Source organism: Pseudarthrobacter sp. RHLT3-21, assembly GCF_059383495.1.
Map to the genome: position 1 here is coordinate 137,607 of NZ_JBWZCI010000008.1, position 15,731 is coordinate 153,337.

The 15,731-nt window shown below is 65.3% G+C and carries 16 protein-coding genes; 9 read left to right on the forward strand and 7 right to left on the reverse strand.

Annotated features, from left to right (window positions below; translation table 11 throughout):
* Positions 1-21 precede the first annotated feature (21 nt).
* Positions 22-906, forward strand: coding sequence for a Bax inhibitor-1/YccA family protein (locus tag AC50YA_RS11290; RefSeq protein WP_494982371.1), 885 nt, complete (start codon positions 22-24; stop codon positions 904-906).
* A gap of 101 nt (positions 907-1,007) precedes the next feature.
* Here AC50YA_RS11290 and galK read toward each other — a convergent pair whose 3' ends face one another.
* Both galK and galT read right to left on the reverse strand, forming a co-directional pair.
* Positions 1,008-2,156, reverse strand: coding sequence for a galactokinase (gene galK / locus AC50YA_RS11295; RefSeq protein ID WP_494982420.1), 1,149 nt, complete (start codon positions 2,154-2,156; stop codon positions 1,008-1,010).
* Positions 2,157-2,233: 77 nt separating this feature from the next.
* Positions 2,234-3,406 carry a galactose-1-phosphate uridylyltransferase gene (galT, locus tag AC50YA_RS11300; protein WP_494982372.1) on the reverse strand — a complete coding sequence of 391 codons (1,173 nt, stop codon included), beginning with the start codon at positions 3,404-3,406 and terminating at the stop codon, positions 2,234-2,236.
* A gap of 152 nt (positions 3,407-3,558) precedes the next feature.
* On the opposite strand from galT, the gene AC50YA_RS11305 reads away from it, so the two are divergent.
* The 4 genes from AC50YA_RS11305 to AC50YA_RS11320 are packed head-to-tail and all read left to right on the forward strand — an operon-like array spanning position 3,559 to position 7,779.
* Positions 3,559-4,518, forward strand: a complete 960-nt coding sequence (locus AC50YA_RS11305) for an aldose 1-epimerase family protein (protein WP_494982373.1) — start codon at positions 3,559-3,561, stop codon at positions 4,516-4,518.
* A 40-nt stretch (positions 4,519-4,558) separates the two neighbouring features.
* Positions 4,559-5,872: an AI-2E family transporter gene (locus tag AC50YA_RS11310; RefSeq protein WP_494982374.1), complete on the forward strand. Its 1,314-nt coding sequence runs from the start codon at positions 4,559-4,561 to the stop codon at positions 5,870-5,872.
* A gap of 42 nt (positions 5,873-5,914) precedes the next feature.
* Complete coding sequence (ilvA, locus tag AC50YA_RS11315) at positions 5,915-7,153, forward strand: threonine ammonia-lyase (RefSeq protein WP_160678502.1); 1,239 nt, start codon at positions 5,915-5,917, stop codon at positions 7,151-7,153.
* An 8-nt stretch (positions 7,154-7,161) separates the two neighbouring features.
* Positions 7,162-7,779, forward strand: a complete 618-nt coding sequence (locus tag AC50YA_RS11320) for a rhomboid family intramembrane serine protease (RefSeq protein WP_494982375.1) — start codon at positions 7,162-7,164, stop codon at positions 7,777-7,779.
* Between the two features lie 55 nt (positions 7,780-7,834).
* Here AC50YA_RS11320 and greA read toward each other — a convergent pair whose 3' ends face one another.
* Together greA and AC50YA_RS11330 are read right to left on the reverse strand one after the other, a co-directional pair.
* Entirely contained in the window at positions 7,835-8,329 is a 495-nt protein-coding gene (greA, locus tag AC50YA_RS11325; protein ID WP_111906271.1) for a transcription elongation factor GreA, read from the reverse strand.
* A gap of 151 nt (positions 8,330-8,480) precedes the next feature.
* Positions 8,481-8,939, reverse strand: a complete 459-nt coding sequence (locus tag AC50YA_RS11330; RefSeq protein WP_494982376.1) for a DUF4307 domain-containing protein — start codon at positions 8,937-8,939, stop codon at positions 8,481-8,483.
* A 149-nt stretch (positions 8,940-9,088) separates the two neighbouring features.
* Between AC50YA_RS11330 and mca the strand changes: the two genes are divergently transcribed.
* Both mca and AC50YA_RS11340 read left to right on the forward strand, forming a co-directional pair.
* Positions 9,089-9,994 (forward strand): mycothiol conjugate amidase Mca, encoded by a 906-nt coding sequence (gene mca, locus AC50YA_RS11335; protein ID WP_494982377.1) that lies wholly within the window; start codon positions 9,089-9,091, stop codon positions 9,992-9,994.
* Between the two features lie 115 nt (positions 9,995-10,109).
* Positions 10,110-10,451, forward strand: a complete 342-nt coding sequence (locus AC50YA_RS11340; protein WP_494982378.1) for a hypothetical protein — start codon at positions 10,110-10,112, stop codon at positions 10,449-10,451.
* 40 nt (positions 10,452-10,491) lie between these two features.
* Here AC50YA_RS11340 and trhA read toward each other — a convergent pair whose 3' ends face one another.
* Positions 10,492-11,214, reverse strand: coding sequence for a PAQR family membrane homeostasis protein TrhA (gene trhA, locus AC50YA_RS11345; protein WP_494982379.1), 723 nt, complete (start codon positions 11,212-11,214; stop codon positions 10,492-10,494).
* A 155-nt stretch (positions 11,215-11,369) separates the two neighbouring features.
* Between trhA and AC50YA_RS11350 the strand changes: the two genes are divergently transcribed.
* Both AC50YA_RS11350 and phoH2 read left to right on the forward strand, forming a co-directional pair.
* On the forward strand, positions 11,370-12,131 hold the full coding sequence (locus tag AC50YA_RS11350) for an isoprenyl transferase (protein WP_494982421.1): 762 nt from the start codon (positions 11,370-11,372) through the stop codon (positions 12,129-12,131).
* 237 nt (positions 12,132-12,368) lie between these two features.
* Complete coding sequence (gene phoH2, locus AC50YA_RS11355) at positions 12,369-13,799, forward strand: RNA 5'-3' helicase PhoH2 (RefSeq protein ID WP_494982380.1); 1,431 nt, start codon at positions 12,369-12,371, stop codon at positions 13,797-13,799.
* A 401-nt stretch (positions 13,800-14,200) separates the two neighbouring features.
* Here the strand turns inward: phoH2 and AC50YA_RS11360 are convergent, their stop codons facing one another.
* Positions 14,201-14,848 carry a GNAT family N-acetyltransferase gene (locus AC50YA_RS11360; RefSeq protein ID WP_494982381.1) on the reverse strand — a complete coding sequence of 216 codons (648 nt, stop codon included), beginning with the start codon at positions 14,846-14,848 and terminating at the stop codon, positions 14,201-14,203.
* Between the two features lie 71 nt (positions 14,849-14,919).
* Positions 14,920-15,714 (reverse strand): hypothetical protein, encoded by a 795-nt coding sequence (locus tag AC50YA_RS11365; protein WP_494982382.1) that lies wholly within the window; start codon positions 15,712-15,714, stop codon positions 14,920-14,922.
* Positions 15,715-15,731 lie beyond the last annotated feature (17 nt).

Below are 15,731 nucleotides of genomic sequence, written 5' to 3' on the forward strand. Positions count from 1 at the left end.
TTTACTTGGAGGACACCAGCAATGGCACTTGGCGGAAACCCGATCTTCAACGGAAAGAATTTCCGTGGAGCAACGCAGGCACCGCGTGTCCCGCAGGCGCCCTACGGACAGGCCCAGTACGGCCAGCGGGCTCCCGGCCAGGTCATGGATCCCCAGAGCGGTTGGGGCGCACAGCAGAACATGACCGATGAGCAGCTGCGCCAGATGTACAACCAGCCGGCTGCGGGTCCCGCGGACACCGGCCGGATGACGTACGACGACGTCATCGTCAAGACAGCGGCCTGCCTCGGAGTCCTGTTGGCAGGTGCCGCAGTGACAATGTTCGTCAGCATGGGGCTGGCCAGCATACTGATGATCGTCGGTGCACTGGGCGGCTTTGTCCTGGCACTGGTCAACACGTTCAAGAAGCAGCCTTCTCCGGCCCTGATCCTGGCTTATGCCGGGCTCGAAGGTTTGTTCCTCGGCGGACTCACCCGCGTGCTCGACCTGATGTACCCGGGAGTCGGGCTGCAGGCTGTCATCGGCACGCTGTCAGTGTTTACCGTGACGCTGCTCCTGTTCAAGAGCGGCAAGGTGCGCGCCTCGCCCAAGGCCATGAAGTTCTTTATGATCGCCATGGTGGGTTACGGCCTGTTCTCCGTGGTCAACCTCGTGATGATGATGACGGGTCTGCAGACGGAACCGTTCGGCCTGCGCAGCGGCATTATTGGGGTTGTCATCGGCATCCTTGCCATCGGCCTGGCCGCGTTCTCCCTGGTGATGGACTTCACCAGCATCGAAGCCGGCGTGCAGAGCGGCGCACCGCAACGCTTCTCCTGGACCGCAGCCTTCGGCCTGACGGTCACCCTGGTCTGGCTCTACGTGGAAATCATTCGCGTTCTGGCCATCCTCCGCGGCGAGGACTGACAACAAAACCCGGCGTCCGCCGTCGTAATTCCAACGCAAGAAGAGGGCCCCACCGATGCAATTCGCATCAGGTGGGGCCCTCCTTTTTGCGGGTACCCGCGCTACGAAATGCGCATGGCTCCTGCTGCCGGGGTCACCGTGAAAATGTCAGGCGCCGCATAGCCGGCGTCTGCGAATGCACGCACGACGGCGGCACGCACCTGCTGCTCGGACGTCACCGGAGTGAGCGCAATGGCTGCCCCGCCGAAGCCGCCGCCGGTCATCCGGGCGCCGATTGCCCCGTTGGCACGGGAGGTGGAAACGGCCAGGTCCAGCTCCGGGCAGGAGATTTCAAAATCGTCCCGCATCGATACATGGCTGGCGTCCAGCAGCGCACCGATCGAACCGGGGCCCGCGCTGGCCAGCAGCTCCACGGTCTTCAGCACACGGTCGTTTTCGGTCACGATATGGCGCACGCGCCGGTAGGTGACCTCGTCCAGGAGGCCGGCAGCTTCGTCCAGATCCTCCAGCCGGACGTCACGTAATGCCTTTACGCCCAGGACCTCGGCGCCCAGTTCGCAGGATGCTCGGCGGGAGGCGTAGCCGCCGTCAGAATGTGAATGGGAGACCTTGGTATCGATCACCAGCATCACCAGCCCTGCGGGTTCCGCTTCGAAGGGAACCAGCTGAACGCTCTGGTCACGGCAGTCCAGGAACACGGCGTGCCCCTTGGATCCGCGCAGCGACCCTGACTGGTCCATGATGCCGGTCGGTGCGCCGACAAAGTCGTTCTCTGCACGCTGCGTGGCGAGGACCATCTCTTCGGGTTCAAGTCCAGCTCCCGTCAGTTCATTCAGAGCCGTGATGACCGCGCATTCGATGGCGTGGGATGAGGAAAGGCCGGCGCCCAGGGGAACGTTCGAATCGAGCAGCAGATCCACGCCCGGAACGGTAATGCCCTGCTGCTGCAGCGCCCACATCACACCGAGCGGATACTTCGTCCAGCCCTTGGCGGAAGCCGCGGCCAAAGTATCGAGGTCGGCGGTGACCATGCCGTGGGCCCCGTAGGTGGACAGGAGCCTGATCACGGAGTCCGGACGGACTCCGACAGCCACCCGGGCGGTCTTATCGATCGCGAACGGGAGCACAAAGCCCTCGTTGTAGTCGGTGTGCTCGCCGATCAAGTTAACGCGTCCCGGTGCCTGCCAGACGCCGTCGGGCAGCCTGCCGAACTCCTGCTCGAAGCGGGCGGCCAGGTCCGCCGAGCTCAGGCCCTCGCTGACTAAGTCCTCCGTGCCGGGTTCCGGCGGGCTGGCCAGCGGGGCAGTCAATGGGTCAGGGGAGGCGCTCACGCGTGTGCTCCTTCAGGCAGTGCCCCAAGGGGGGCGGCGGAAGTTGTGGCAGGGAAGGGGCTGGGCTCCGGGACCACCACGGCACGGAGCCGCTCCGCCACGCTTTCCGGGGTGGTGTCGTTGATGAAGGCACCCATGGCGGCCTCGGAGCCGGCCAGGAACTTGAGCTTGTCCGCTGCCCGGCGGGGCGACGTCAGCTGAAGATGCAGGTAGCTGGCGGGGCGCAGGAGGTCATCGAGGGGGGCCTGGTGCCAGGCTGAAATGTAGGGCGTCGGCGTCGGATAAAGCGCATCGAGCCGTTTGAGCAGGTCAAGGTAAACATGCGCCAGTTCGTCCCTTTCCTCACCGCTCAAGGCGGCCAGGTCGGGTACCTGCCGGTGCGGCACCAGATGGATCTCGAGCGGCCAGCGGGCAGCGAACGGCACGTAGGCGCTGAAATTCTCGCCCTCCATCACCATTCGGCTCCCATCCTCCCGTTCTGCCTGCAGCAGCGAGCCCGTGAGCGTCTGCCGCCCGTCGGACTCATCATAGAACTTGCGTGCTGCTGTTCCGATGACCGCTGCCCGGGGCGTGACGTAGGGGTACGCGTAGATCTGGCCGTGCGGGTGGTGGAGCGTGACGCCGATGTCGGCCCCCCGGTTTTCGAACGGGAACACCTGCTTGATCCCCGGCAGTTTGCTGAGGGCTTCGGTGCGGTGCGCCCACGCCTCAACAACAGTCCGGGCGCGGGCCTCACTCAGGCCACTGAAGGATCCCGTGTGCTCGGGCGTGAAGGCCACTACTTCGCAGCGTCCGTACGCGCGGCCTGTGGTGCCCCAGGCCGGGGTGGACGGCACGGGTCCCACGGCCGGGCCCAGCGACGGGAAGCGGTTTTCGAAGACCACAACGTCGTAGTCGGGCGCGGGGATCTCGGAGGGGTTGTTCGGTGTGGTGGGGCAGATGGGGCACTGGTCGGCAGGCGGGAGGTGGGTGCGGGCCTGCCGGTGGGCCGCGACGGCCACCCACTCGTCGGTGAGGGCATCGAAGCGGACTTCGCCAGGCTCGCCGCGCTCGGGCAAGGGCCGATGATCGGTGGTGGTGGCCGCCGTGCGGGGCCTGGCGGTTGCGCCGTCGTCGAAATAGATCAGCTCCCGGCCATCGGCGAGCGTGGTGGAGGTGATACCTGTCATGGCGGGGGTCCTTTGCGTGCTGGTGCCGGCAGATGGCGGGCGTCCGTTGCCTCGATCATCCCATATTTCGCTCAAAAAAGACTAGATTCACACAAAAGATAACATTTTGCGGCGCTGGCAGGCTGTCCGTGCCCCCTGTTACGGTGGTGCTCATGACTTCGAGCGCAACCCCGGACGCGAGCATTCCCGCCGGATTCCAGAGCTACGCCACCGGCCGGCAGTACGAACTCCGCAGGGCTGACGCGTTGGCTGTTGTGACTGAGTTGGCGGCCGGACTGCGGCTCTACAGCCGCGCCGGTGTCCAGCTCACCGAGACCTATGGGGACGCCGAGATTTCCCCCGGGGCCGCCGGGATTACGCTCGCGCCCTGGGCAAACAGGGTGGAGGACGGGGTTTGGTACCTGGACGGCAAGAAACAGCAGTTGGACATCACGGAGGTTTCGCGGAACAACGCCAGCCATGGGCTGCTCCGCAACTCCGCCTACAGCCTGGTTGATGAAGCGCAATATTCCGTGACCCTCGAGGCGACCGTCTTCCCGCAGCATGGCTACCCCTTCATGGTGCGGCACCAGGTCCAGTACCTTCTTGCTGAGGACCTTGGCCTTGAAGTCCGCCAGACATTGATCAACGACTCCAACGCCCCGGCGCCGTTCGTCCTGGGCGCCCACCCCTACCTGCGGCTGGGCGACGCGGACGTGGACCACCTGACCCTGACCGTTGCTGCCGGCACGCGCCTGGTGGCGGACCCGCGCCTGATCCCGCGGAGCTCGGAGCCCGTCAGCGGCGACAGTGACTTCCGAAACGGCCAAAGGGTGGGGGACTTTGAGATTGATGTCGCCCTGACGGACCTGACGTTCGACGGCGGTGCGGCCCGCCACGTGCTCAGCGCGCCCGACGGCCGCAGCGTCACGTTGTGGCAGGACGAATCCTGCGGCTACGTCCACATCTTTGTGACAACTGAGCTGCCCGGCAGGCCCAGGGCGGTGGCCATAGAACCCATGACCGGTCCGGCCAACGCCTTCAACTCGGGCGACGGGCTGCGGTGGCTCCCGGCCGGGGAAGCGTTCACCATGGCCTGGGGGATCGATGCCGTCCTGGGTGAGGCCGGGTAGCCGTTTCGCATAAGGGCCGGTGCTGAGGAAGTATTAGGCTATGACGCCAGCCAAGGACGCCGCCCCATCCGATTCAACGCCCACAGGCACGGCACCGGACACGGTCCGGCCAGTGGAAACTGTCCGCCCGGCACCGGTACGGGCGGACCGGGAGCTTGAGCAGGACATTCCGTACGGTGTCCGGATCGCTGCGTCGTGGGCCTGGCGGCTCGGCCTTATCCTTCTGATGACCGGCGCCCTAATCTGGCTGCTCGGCCGGATCAGCTTCCTGATTATCCCCGTCATGGTGGCCGCACTTCTGGCCGGGCTGCTGAGCCCCGTGGTGCGCTGGTTGCGGACCAGGCGCCTGCCAAACGGCGCCGCGGTAGCCATGACGGTGGTGGGGTTCATCGGCGTGATCGTTGGCGCCCTTGCCTTGGTGGGCCGGCAGTTGGCTTCAGGTTTTGGCGAACTGTGGTCCCAAGCGCTGACGGGCGTGAAGCAGATCCAGGACTGGCTGGCCGACGGACCCCTGCACCTCACCGCCGACCAGATCGACCAGTACCTCAAGGAAGCCTCCACCGCACTCCAGGACAACAGCAGCAGCATCCTCAGCGGTGCGTTGTCCTTCGGCAGCACCGCGGGCCACTTTGCCGCGGGAATGGTGCTGGCCCTGTTCATCCTGATCTTCTTCCTGCTCGAAGGCGACAGGATCTGGGCCTTCCTGGTCCGCCTCCTCCCGAAGAAAGCACGTGCGGCAACTTTCGGTGCCGGACGCAAGGGCTGGGCTTCCATGGTCAGCTACGCACGGATTCAGATGTTTGTTGCGTTTGTAGACGCGGTAGGCATCGGCGCCGGCGCGGCCATCATCGGGGTGCCGCTGGCACTGCCCCTGAGCGTGCTCGTGTTCATCGGTTCCTTCATCCCGGTGGTCGGTGCCCTCGTGACCGGGGCCATCGCCGTCCTTCTGGCCCTGGTGGCCAACGGGCCGGTCAACGCCCTGATCATGCTGGCTATCGTGCTGCTGGTCCAGCAGCTGGAGAGCCACATCCTGCAACCACTTGTGATGGGCAAGGCCGTGTCCCTGCATCCGGTGGCGGTGATCCTCTCCGTGGCGGCGGGTTCGTACCTTGCGGGTATCCCCGGTGCGTTGTTCTCCGTGCCCATCCTCGCCGTAGCAAACTCCGCGATTCGCTACATCGCGGCCAGAACGTGGGAACATGAACAGGTGCTGGCAACCCCCGGAGGGCCAGTGACGCCAGGCCCGGACCATGATGACTCCATCAGGGACGTCCGGTTGCCGGGCGGCAGGCCCAAGCGCGGCAAGGACGCCGCAGCCAGCACAGAAGCAGCCAATCCGGACGCCCAGGCCTGAGCCAAGGCGCCGGAGCCGTATCCACCCAAGGAGAATAAGTCCGTGAACACCCTTGAAACCCTTCCCGTCACGCTGGACGATGTCCTGGAGGCGCAGAAGCTGCTCGAGGGGATTATTATGCGGACCCCGGTGGAATCATCACGGGCCCTGGGCGGGATGGTGGGCGGCGACGTCTTCTTCAAGTGCGAAAACCTGCAGCGGGCCGGATCGTTCAAGGTCCGCGGTGCATACGTCCGCATGGCCAAGCTCTCGCCTGAGGAGAAGAAACGCGGTGTTGTGGCCGCGTCAGCCGGAAACCACGCACAGGGCGTGGCCGTGGCTGCCAAAAGCCTGGGCATCAAAGCCCGCATCTACATGCCGCTGGGCGTAGCCCTCCCCAAACTGGCCGCCACCCGCAGCCACGGCGCCGAGGTGATCCTCCACGGCCACAACGTGGATGAGGCCCTCGCCGAGGCGCAGCGCTACGCCGACGAGTCCGGCATGGTCTTTGTTCATCCCTTTGACAACGTTGATGTGGTGTCCGGCCAAGGAACCATAGGCCTGGAAATACTCGAGCAGATCCCCAACGTGGACACCATCCTGATGGGCGTGGGTGGCGGCGGCCTGCTGGCCGGCGTCGCTGTAGCCGTCAAGGCCCGGGCCAGGGAACTCGGGCGGGAAATCCGCATCATCGGTGTCCAGGCCGAAAACGCCGCGGCCTATCCGCCGTCCCTGGCCGCCGATGCCCTGGTACCGCTGAAGAAAGTGTCCACCATGGCTGACGGCATCGCCGTGGGCCGGCCCGGCCAGCTGCCCTTCAGCATCATCCGTGAACTCGTGGACGATGTGGTCACCGTCAGCGAGGATTCCCTGGCGCGGGCCCTGATTTTCCTGCTGGAGCGGGCCAAGATGGTGGTGGAACCCGCCGGGGCCGTGGGGGTTGCCGCCTTGATGGACGGCAAGATCGAAAACCCCGGCACCACGGCCGTAATCCTGTCCGGCGGCAACATTGATCCGATGCTGATGCTCAAAGTTATCCAGCGGGGCCTGTCCGCTGCCGGGCGATACATGACAGTTCGGATGATGCTGGATGACCGGCCGGGTTCGCTGGCCACCATCGCCCGCATCATCGCCGAAAACGATGCCAACGTCACGGGCCTGGACCACACGCGTGTTGGCGGCTCCATCAGCATGGGCGACGTTTCCATCACCGTGAACCTCGAAACCAAGGGCCACGAACATTGCGAGCAGGTCCTCGGCGCCCTCCGTGCCGAGGGCTTCCAGCCCATTGTGGTGCATTAAGAGCAGCCATGCTTGACGCGATGGGGGACGGAAAGCCGCGGAACCGGGAAACCACAGCCTCGCGGGCGAAGGGCGGACTGTTGGTGGCCGGCGGCTTTGTGGCGCTGCTCTTTGTGATCGAGCTGTTCAACATGCTGACCCTGCACGCACTAAACCGGACGTTCGGGCTGCGGCCGCGGTCCGCTGACGGGCTTCTGGACATCCTGACGTTCCCGCTGCTGCACGCCAATCTGAACCATCTGCTGTCCAATGCCCTGCCCCTGGTTGTCTTCGGCTTCCTGGTGTTCCTCTCCGGCGTGCGGGTGTTCCTGACGGCCCTCGGGTTCAGCTGGCTGGGCTCCGGACTGACCGTATGGCTGATTGGCGACGGCGGCATCACAGTCGGTGCCTCCGGCCTGGTTTTCGGGTTGTTCGCCTTCCTCCTGGTGCGTGGTTTCTTCAACCACAGCTGGCGGCAGATCCTGCTCGCCGTGGTGCTGTTTTTGGTCTACGGCGGCATCCTGCTGGGGGTGTTGCCGATCATGGGAAGCTACATCTCATGGCAGGCGCACCTCGGCGGGGCGGCAGGCGGGGTTGTGGCTGCCCTGTTGCTGCGCCCCAAGCACGCAAGAACGCCGGCCCCCTGACGGGGACCGGCGTTGGCTGGGCCTGTTAGGCCTGGAGCGCGCTCAGTTTGACGCGTCAGCCTGCGTAAGGCTTGGCGGAGAGGATTTCCACCGTGATGTCCTTGCCGTTCGGAGCCGTGTAGCTGAGCTTCGCGCCTTCTTTGTGGCCGACGATTGCGGCGCCGAGGGGTGACTTCTCGCTGAATACGTCGAGGTCTGAATCGCCGGCGATTTCGCGGGACCCCAGCAGGAATGTCACTTCGTCGCCTGCGATCCGGGCAACAACGAGCATGCCGGGCTCGACGATGCCGTCGTCAGCGGGGGACTCGCCCACGTGGGCGTCGCGCAGAAGGGCCGTCAGCTGGCGGATTCGGGCTTCGATCTTGCCCTGCTCTTCTTTGGCTGCATGGTAGCCGCCGTTTTCCTTCAGGTCGCCCTCCTGCCGGGCGGCTTCAATCTTCTGGACAATCTCCGCACGGCCAGGGCCGGAAAGGTGGTCCAGCTCTGCCTTCAGGCGGTCAAAAGCTTCCTGGGTGAGCCAGGCTGCAGGCGCGCTATTGGTGGTAGACACGGACTTCTCCTAATGGTCATACATGCAAAAGACCCCGCAACGGTGGCCACTTGTGGAACTCAGCAACCAGCTCAGCGGGGTAAAGGTATTGACCCATTGTAGTCAATACTCTGGACATACCCAACCGGGATAGGGCACAGATCACATGGTGCTACGTCCCGGCGCCCGGAATCCAACAGTCGTCCACTACACCGGAAACGGACAGGGACTCCGTCCGTAGTGTCACGCGCTGCGAAACTGTCCTCCCGCCGTCGGCCGTTCCGTCAGCCTCGCCGGGCGGGATGTCCACCACTTTCCAGCCCACCACCGCGAACTTGGAGTCGAGGGCCTTGATGGCGCATTTGACGGCCGTTCCGGGTTCCCTGGTGACCTGGAAATCAACGTCGGCCGCAGTGGCGTCGATGGTGCTGAAGCCGATGTCCTTGAACGTCACGTCCGAGACAGCGTTTGACGTGGAGACCCAGGCCATAAACCCCACTCCGGCCGCCAGTGCCGCTACGGCGATGCCACGTTTGACCGCGCGCGGGAGGGGCTGCTTCTTACTGCCATAACGATTGGCTAGGCTAGTGTCTGCAGGCGGGGACACGGCGGGCTGATCCTGGGTAGTCACCAGTCCAGTTTAGTTCGGTTCCGGTCCATGGCTGTCCGTGCCGGATCCGCACCCCTCTCCGGCGCAGCTATGCCGCCTGTCCCGTTATGCAGTCCCGTCAGTCCAGTGGCCGTCACAGCAGCCGCAGAAGAATAAGGAGCCGTCCTTCGATGACAGCGTCCACGCATACCCCGGCACCGCTGAGGCTGCTAGCCGTTCACGCGCACCCGGACGACGAGTCCAGCAAGGGCGCGGCCACCATGGCCATGTACGCCGCCGCCGGGGTGGAAGTTATGGTGGCCACCTGCACCGACGGATCCCGCGGCGATATCCAGAACCCTGCCGTGGAAGGTGAGCCGCATCCCAAGCGGGACATGGCAGGGGCGCGCCGGCTGGAGATGGACCAGGCGGCCAAGGTACTTGGCATCCAGCAGCGCTGGCTGGGATTCACGGACTCCGGGCTGCCCGAGGGTGACCCGCTGCCGCCGCTGCCCGCAGGATCCTTTGCCGTCCAGCCGCTGGCGCGAGCCGCGGCGCCGCTGGTGCGGCTGGTCCGGGACTTCAAGCCGCAGGTGATCGTCAGCTATGACGAAAACGGAGGATACCCGCACCCGGACCACATCATGGCGCACCGGGTGGCAGTGGAGGCCTTTGCGGCCGCGGGTGACGCGGATAGGTATCCGGACGCCGGAGCGGCCTGGGAACCCAGCAAGCTCTACTACGACAGGGCCTTCAGCCCGGACCGGTTCCGCGCATTGCATTTTGCCCTGGAGGAATCAGGCCTGCAGTCCCCATACGCCCAGCGGCTTGCCGCGTGGCTGGAAACGGACGCGGAGGGCCATACCCCGCCGCGGGGTTCCCATGCCACCACCACGCAGATCGACTGCGGGGACTTTTTTGAGGCCCGCGACGACGCCCTCCGCGCGCACCGCACGCAGGTGGATCCGCTGGGGTTCTTCTTTGCCGTGTCGGCCGAGATGCAGCGCCGCGTGTGGCCGTGGGAAGACTACTCACTGATCGAGTCCAGGGTCCCCGCAGAATTGCCCGAAAAGGACCTTTTCGCCGGGCTAAGATAGAGGCTGCAGCATATTCTATGCCGTGTAGAAAAGCAGTGGGCTGGTCCGGGTCCCGCGGACCCGCGTCCGGAATCCCCGGCCGGCTGCCCATCAGTTTCCACAGAAGGTTTGAACCGTGCATCACTTGCTCCTCGCCCTGACCACCACACCCTCACCGCTGCCGACGCCCGGCCTGCGTGAGGGCATCTCCGAGGACCAGATCACACCGGGCCTGTGGGGCTTCATCATGACGGCCTTCTTTGTGCTGGCCACCACGCTGCTCATTGTGGACATGGTCCGCCGCATCCGCCGCGTCCGCTACCGCGCGCAGGTGGAAGAGGAGCGCCAGGCAGCGGCCGAAGCCGCGGACATTGAAGCTGCCGACGACCACGACGGACTCGGTGCGGCCGGGGAGCCGGCAGGCCTCGAAGACAACGGGCAGGGCCGGGCGGCCGACCGGTCCCAGCCCCGCGACTAAAGCGGGCGGAACTCCCGCCGGCCTACCGGGTCCCGCCGGTTCAACTGAGGACTGCGATGGCGATCGCCGTAAAGTGCGCCGCGAAGGCCAGCACCGTCAGGGCGTGGAAGAGTTCGTGGAAGCCGAAATGCTCGTAGCTGAAGTTGGGCTTTTTGAGCGCGTAGAACACGGCGCCGGTGATGTACAGAATCCCTCCCACACAGATCAGGACCGCGGCGGGGATACTGGCCGCGAAGAATTCGGGCAGGTAAAACAGCGACCCGCAGCCAAGTGCGATGTAGATCGGCACGTAGAGCCAGCGTGGGGCGTCCGTCCACAGCAGCCGGAACAGCACGCCGAGGATGGCCCCGGACCAGATGACCCAGAGCAGCAGGACTGCCTTGGGCTGTTCCAGCAGCGACCAGGCCAGAGGTGTATAGCTGCCGGCGATGACCAGCATGATGTTGGTGTGGTCCAGGCGCTTGAGGACGATCTTCACGCCGGGCGACCAGTTGCCCCGGTGGTAGATGGCGCTGATGCCAAAAAGCAGGACGCCCGTAGCGGCGTAGATGGCCGAGGTGATCTTGCGGTCCGTAGTGGGGGCGAGGACCACCAGGACGATGCCCGCGGCCAGGGCCAATGGCGCCGTGACGGTGTGGATCCAGCCGCGCCACTGGGGCTTGATCATCAGGAGTTCGGCCAGCCGGACGGCGGCGTCGTCCAGGGGGCTGTGACCGTGGTCCGCGGAGGGGGTGCGGGGGCCGTCAGGAGTCTGGCTGTTCATGGCCTCAGGATATCCTCTCTTTGCGCAAGTTACTCATGGGTAACAATCATGACAGGGTTTTCCGGGAATGTCCCGGCACACCCGTCCCGGTCCCGGACGGTAGCCTAGGATGTGCAATGCCGTCGAACAGCAACGGAAGTCAGGTGAGTCTCCTCGTGGAATTGCGCGGGTTCCTATATGGCTTCTACGAGAGACGGCTGCTCAGTGAGCTTGCCGGCGGCCGCATTCCCAAGCACATCGGCGTGATGGTGGACGGCAACCGCCGCTGGGCCAAGCAGTTCAACGCACCCACCAGCCAGGGCCACCAGGCCGGCGCGGACAAGATCCATGAATTCCTCGGCTGGTGCCAGGAGCTTGGGGTCAAGGTAGTCACGCTCTACATGCTGTCCACGGACAACATGAGCCGGTCCAGCGAGGAGCTGGATCTCCTGATGGGGATCATTGCCAACACCCTGGACCGCCTCGACGGGGACGCCAACATCTCGGTCAACGCCATGGGCGCTCCCGAGCTTCTGCCCGACTATCTGGCGGACCGGCTCAACAAGCTCACGGCCCGCACGCCCGTCCGCGAAAAGATCCACGTCAACGTTGCGGTGGGCTACGGCGGACGCCGCGAGATCGTCGACGCCGTGCGCGAGCTCCTCCACGACGCCGTCGCCAAGGGTTCTGACATTTCGGCGCTCGCTGACACGCTGTCCGTCGACGACATTTCCCGCTTCCTGTACACGCGCGGGCAGCCGGATCCGGACCTGGTGATCAGGACCTCCGGGGAGCAGCGCCTGTCCGGGTTCCTGATGTGGCAGAGCGCCTACAGCGAGTTCTACTTCTGCGAGGCCCTTTGGCCCGCCTTCCGCAAAGTGGACTTCCTCCGCGCCCTTCGCGACTACGCCGGCAGGCAGCGGCGCTTCGGCACCTGAACGCCGCCGTTCACGTGGAATTCACACGGCCGCAACAGGAATCGCCGACGGATGAAGCCGGAAATTAGTTGCCGTGGATTTACGTTGTAGGTATCAGCAGGCAAAACCGCCGGCTGATCGGGGAGGCCAGTACATGGAGCGATGTTTCGCACCGGTTGTATGGGAGGCCGTGCCCGGCCTCCAGGCCGAGCCGCCTCACCAATAACAATTCCGGGCTTGCCCGGGGCTGGAGTCGATGTGGCTATTTCTGAGCAACTGCCCGAGGCCGTTTTTGACCAGGGACAGAAAGCTACCTCTCGCACCACGCGAGCTACCTCAAAAACCGGTGCAGCAGACGAAAACTCTGCGGCCGGTTTTGCTGTCTCCGGAAGGGACGCCACCATCAGCAGCTTCGTCATTGACACCTCCGTCTTGCTCTCGGATCCACAGGCGCTGCTGCGCTTTGCCGAGCACGAAGTCATTGTTCCCATCGTTGTCATCACCGAACTTGAGGGGAAACGGCACGACCCCGAACTGGGCTACTTTGCCCGCAAGGCGCTCCGGCTGCTCGATGACCTCCGGGTGAAACACGGTGGCCTGAGCCGGCCCATCCCCATCGGAAACGAGGGCGGCACCCTCCTGGTGGAGCTGAACCACATTTCCGCCGAGGTGCTTCCGCTGGGTTTCCGCAGCGGCGACAACGACAGCCGCATCCTTGCCGTGGCCAAGAATCTGGCCAATGAAGGCCGGAACGTCACCGTGGTTTCGAAGGATCTCCCCATGCGGGTTAAGGCCTCCGCCATGGGACTTACGGCCGACGAATACCGCAATGAGCTCGTGAAGGATTCGGGCTGGACCGGCGTCGCCGAGGTCGAAGCCAGCGAGGACGAGATATCCACCCTGTACGGCCATGAGCCTGTCTTTATCCCCGCAGCCGCCGAAATGCCGGTCAACACCGGGCTGGTGATCCTCTCCAACCGGGGCTCAGCCCTGGGCCGGGTGGGCGCCGACAAGCAGGTGCGGCTGGTCAAGGGGGACCGGGACGTGTTCGGGCTCCACGGACGCTCCGCGGAACAGCGGCTGGCCATCGACATGCTGATGGACCCCGCCGTCGGGATCGTTTCGGTCGGCGGACGGGCCGGCACCGGCAAATCCGCGCTTGCCCTGTGCGCAGGCCTGGAAGCGGTGCTGGAACGCCGCGAGCACCGCAAAGTGATCGTTTTCCGCCCGCTCTACGCCGTGGGCGGCCAGGAACTCGGCTACCTGCCCGGCTCCGAGTCGGAAAAGATGAACCCCTGGGCTCAGGCGGTCTTTGACACCCTCGGCGCCCTGGTCAGCCAGGAAGTCGTGGAAGAAGTCATGGACCGCGGCATGCTCGAGGTCATGCCGCTGACCCACATCCGCGGCCGCTCGCTGCATGACGCCTTCGTGATCGTCGACGAGGCCCAGTCACTGGAGAAGAACGTCCTCCTCACCGTGATGAGCCGGATCGGCCAGAACTCCAAGATCGTCCTCACCCACGACGTCGCCCAGCGAGACAACTTGCGCGTCGGCCGGCACGACGGTATCGCCGCCGTCGTCGAAACCCTGAAAGGACACCCACTCTTCGGCCACATCACCCTCACCCGCTCCGAAAGGTCACCCATCGCAGCCCTGGTAACAGAGCTCCTCGAGGGAGCGGAAATCTAGATTGCGTAGGTGAGGGGCCGTGGTCCGGTTCGTCGAGCCACGGCCCTTCTCCGTCGCTTAGACACCTCCCGCCGCTTTGCTACGGTCGCTGGGCGACCTTCGCGCCGCTTTGGTCGGCGATGCGCTCCTACGAGAAGGCCCGGGGCCCTCCTTGAACGGCGGGGCTTTTGCTCGCCTTACCCACGCTGCATGAAGGTGACCGACGCACACGTCAGGTGGCGGCTCTTCGCGTAGGAGCGCATCGCGGCGCATCGGGCCCAGAGGTCGCCCAGCGACTGAAGTGGCCCTTTTGCGTCGTAAGCGGCGTCCCGAGGGACCCGAGGCGAGCTTGCGAGCCTTGGGAAGGGACCTCCGCGCTAAGCGACGGAGAAGGTCCGGGGCCTGACGAACCCAACCCCGATTTACTGAGCCCCGAGGAACATGGCTGCGGGTTCGTGGCCTTTTACTTGCAGGGTCCAGTCGGGGCGTTTGAAAGTTGCGGGGGTGAGGCGCACTTTTTGGACTTCCTCGGCCTTGCCGCCCCAGGTCTGCCTGTGGATGCCGTTGAGTTCGTAGCCGAGGGAGCGGGACACGCCCAGGGAGGCGGCGTTCCAGGCGGCGGCCTCGGATTCGGCCACTTCGGCGCCGAGCCAGTCGAACGCGTAAAGGGCGACGGCGGCCCGCATCTCGTTGCCGAGCCCCTGGCCGTGGACGGACTGCTTGAGCCATGAGCCGGTGCTGACGGTTTTGAGGGTGGCGAAGTCCTTGGCACCGATGTCCTGGCAGCCGATGAATTCGTCCTGGTACCAGATGCCCAGGAGCAGGGTCCAGTCCTCGGGCGTGGCCTGACCACGGCAACGCCAATACCACTGCGCCATATTGTGCCCCATGGATTCCGCCGGCAGCTCCGTCCACGGAGTGCTGAAGGGGTTCCTGCCGGGTTCGTGGACTCCGCCGGCGGCCGCGGCAACTGCGGCCGGAATGTCGGCGTCGGTTATGGGACGCAGCATCAGGCGGGGAGTGGTCAGCTCGAGGCCGAAGAGGGGCCAAATGGAAGTCAGCGCGGTCATCAGGGAAGCCTAGCCCACGGCCGGCCGCGGGGCCTGTCAACCGCCGGTGATGCCCGGAGAAGGACCTGTGATCAGGCGCGGATGTCCCAGCTGATGTGGCGGCGGACGTCCGTAAGGTTCATGGACTCGGCCAGGAACAGGTCGTCCAGCATGTATTCGTCCACCGCCAGGATCCGGATCCAGTGCCCATAATCCGGAGTTGCTGTTTCCAGCGACCGGCTGGCCACGCAGACGCCGGTTTCCAGGTCGATCCGCACCCGGCTGATGCCGGGCAGGCAGAGCGGAGCGGCAGGATCCGCGGGATGGTAAGAGGCGGTGCGTGTCACGGTTGCCTCCAGCGCCGGCCGGCCATTGTGTTCCACGCGGCGGACGGCGTCGACCCCGACGGCATTTGTGCCCGGAAACTCGATGGGGACAGGGGCACTCCCGGCGAGTTCCACGGGATCAAGGGCAGCCGAGAAGCGGCCGTTCCCGAGGCCCGGCTCGCCGTATGCTGCCTCCGGCCGGCGCCTGACGAGTCCGCCGTCGTCGTAAACAGGCGCCACCAGGTGGGGCGGCAACAGCCAGGACTTCCGGGTGGCGCTGACGTACAGCCCGTCCTTGGAATCGTTGATTCCGGTGGTGCTGTGGAGGACAAGCCGGTCAGCCGTTTCAAGGCGGAGCGCACCGGGCCGGCGCAGCCAGGCGCGGACCAGGGGAGCGGACGGGTCCGGTACGTCGGTGAACGGTTCATCCCAGTATTCAAAGCGCAGGGACTGCCACCTCCAGGGGGAAGACCGGCAAAGGTTTCGGAACATGGTGCTCAGGTCCGCGGCGGCCGCGGTGCCCTCCGGATCCGGCCGGCGCCTGGTGTCCCATGTCGACATATCCACAGTTTACGCGT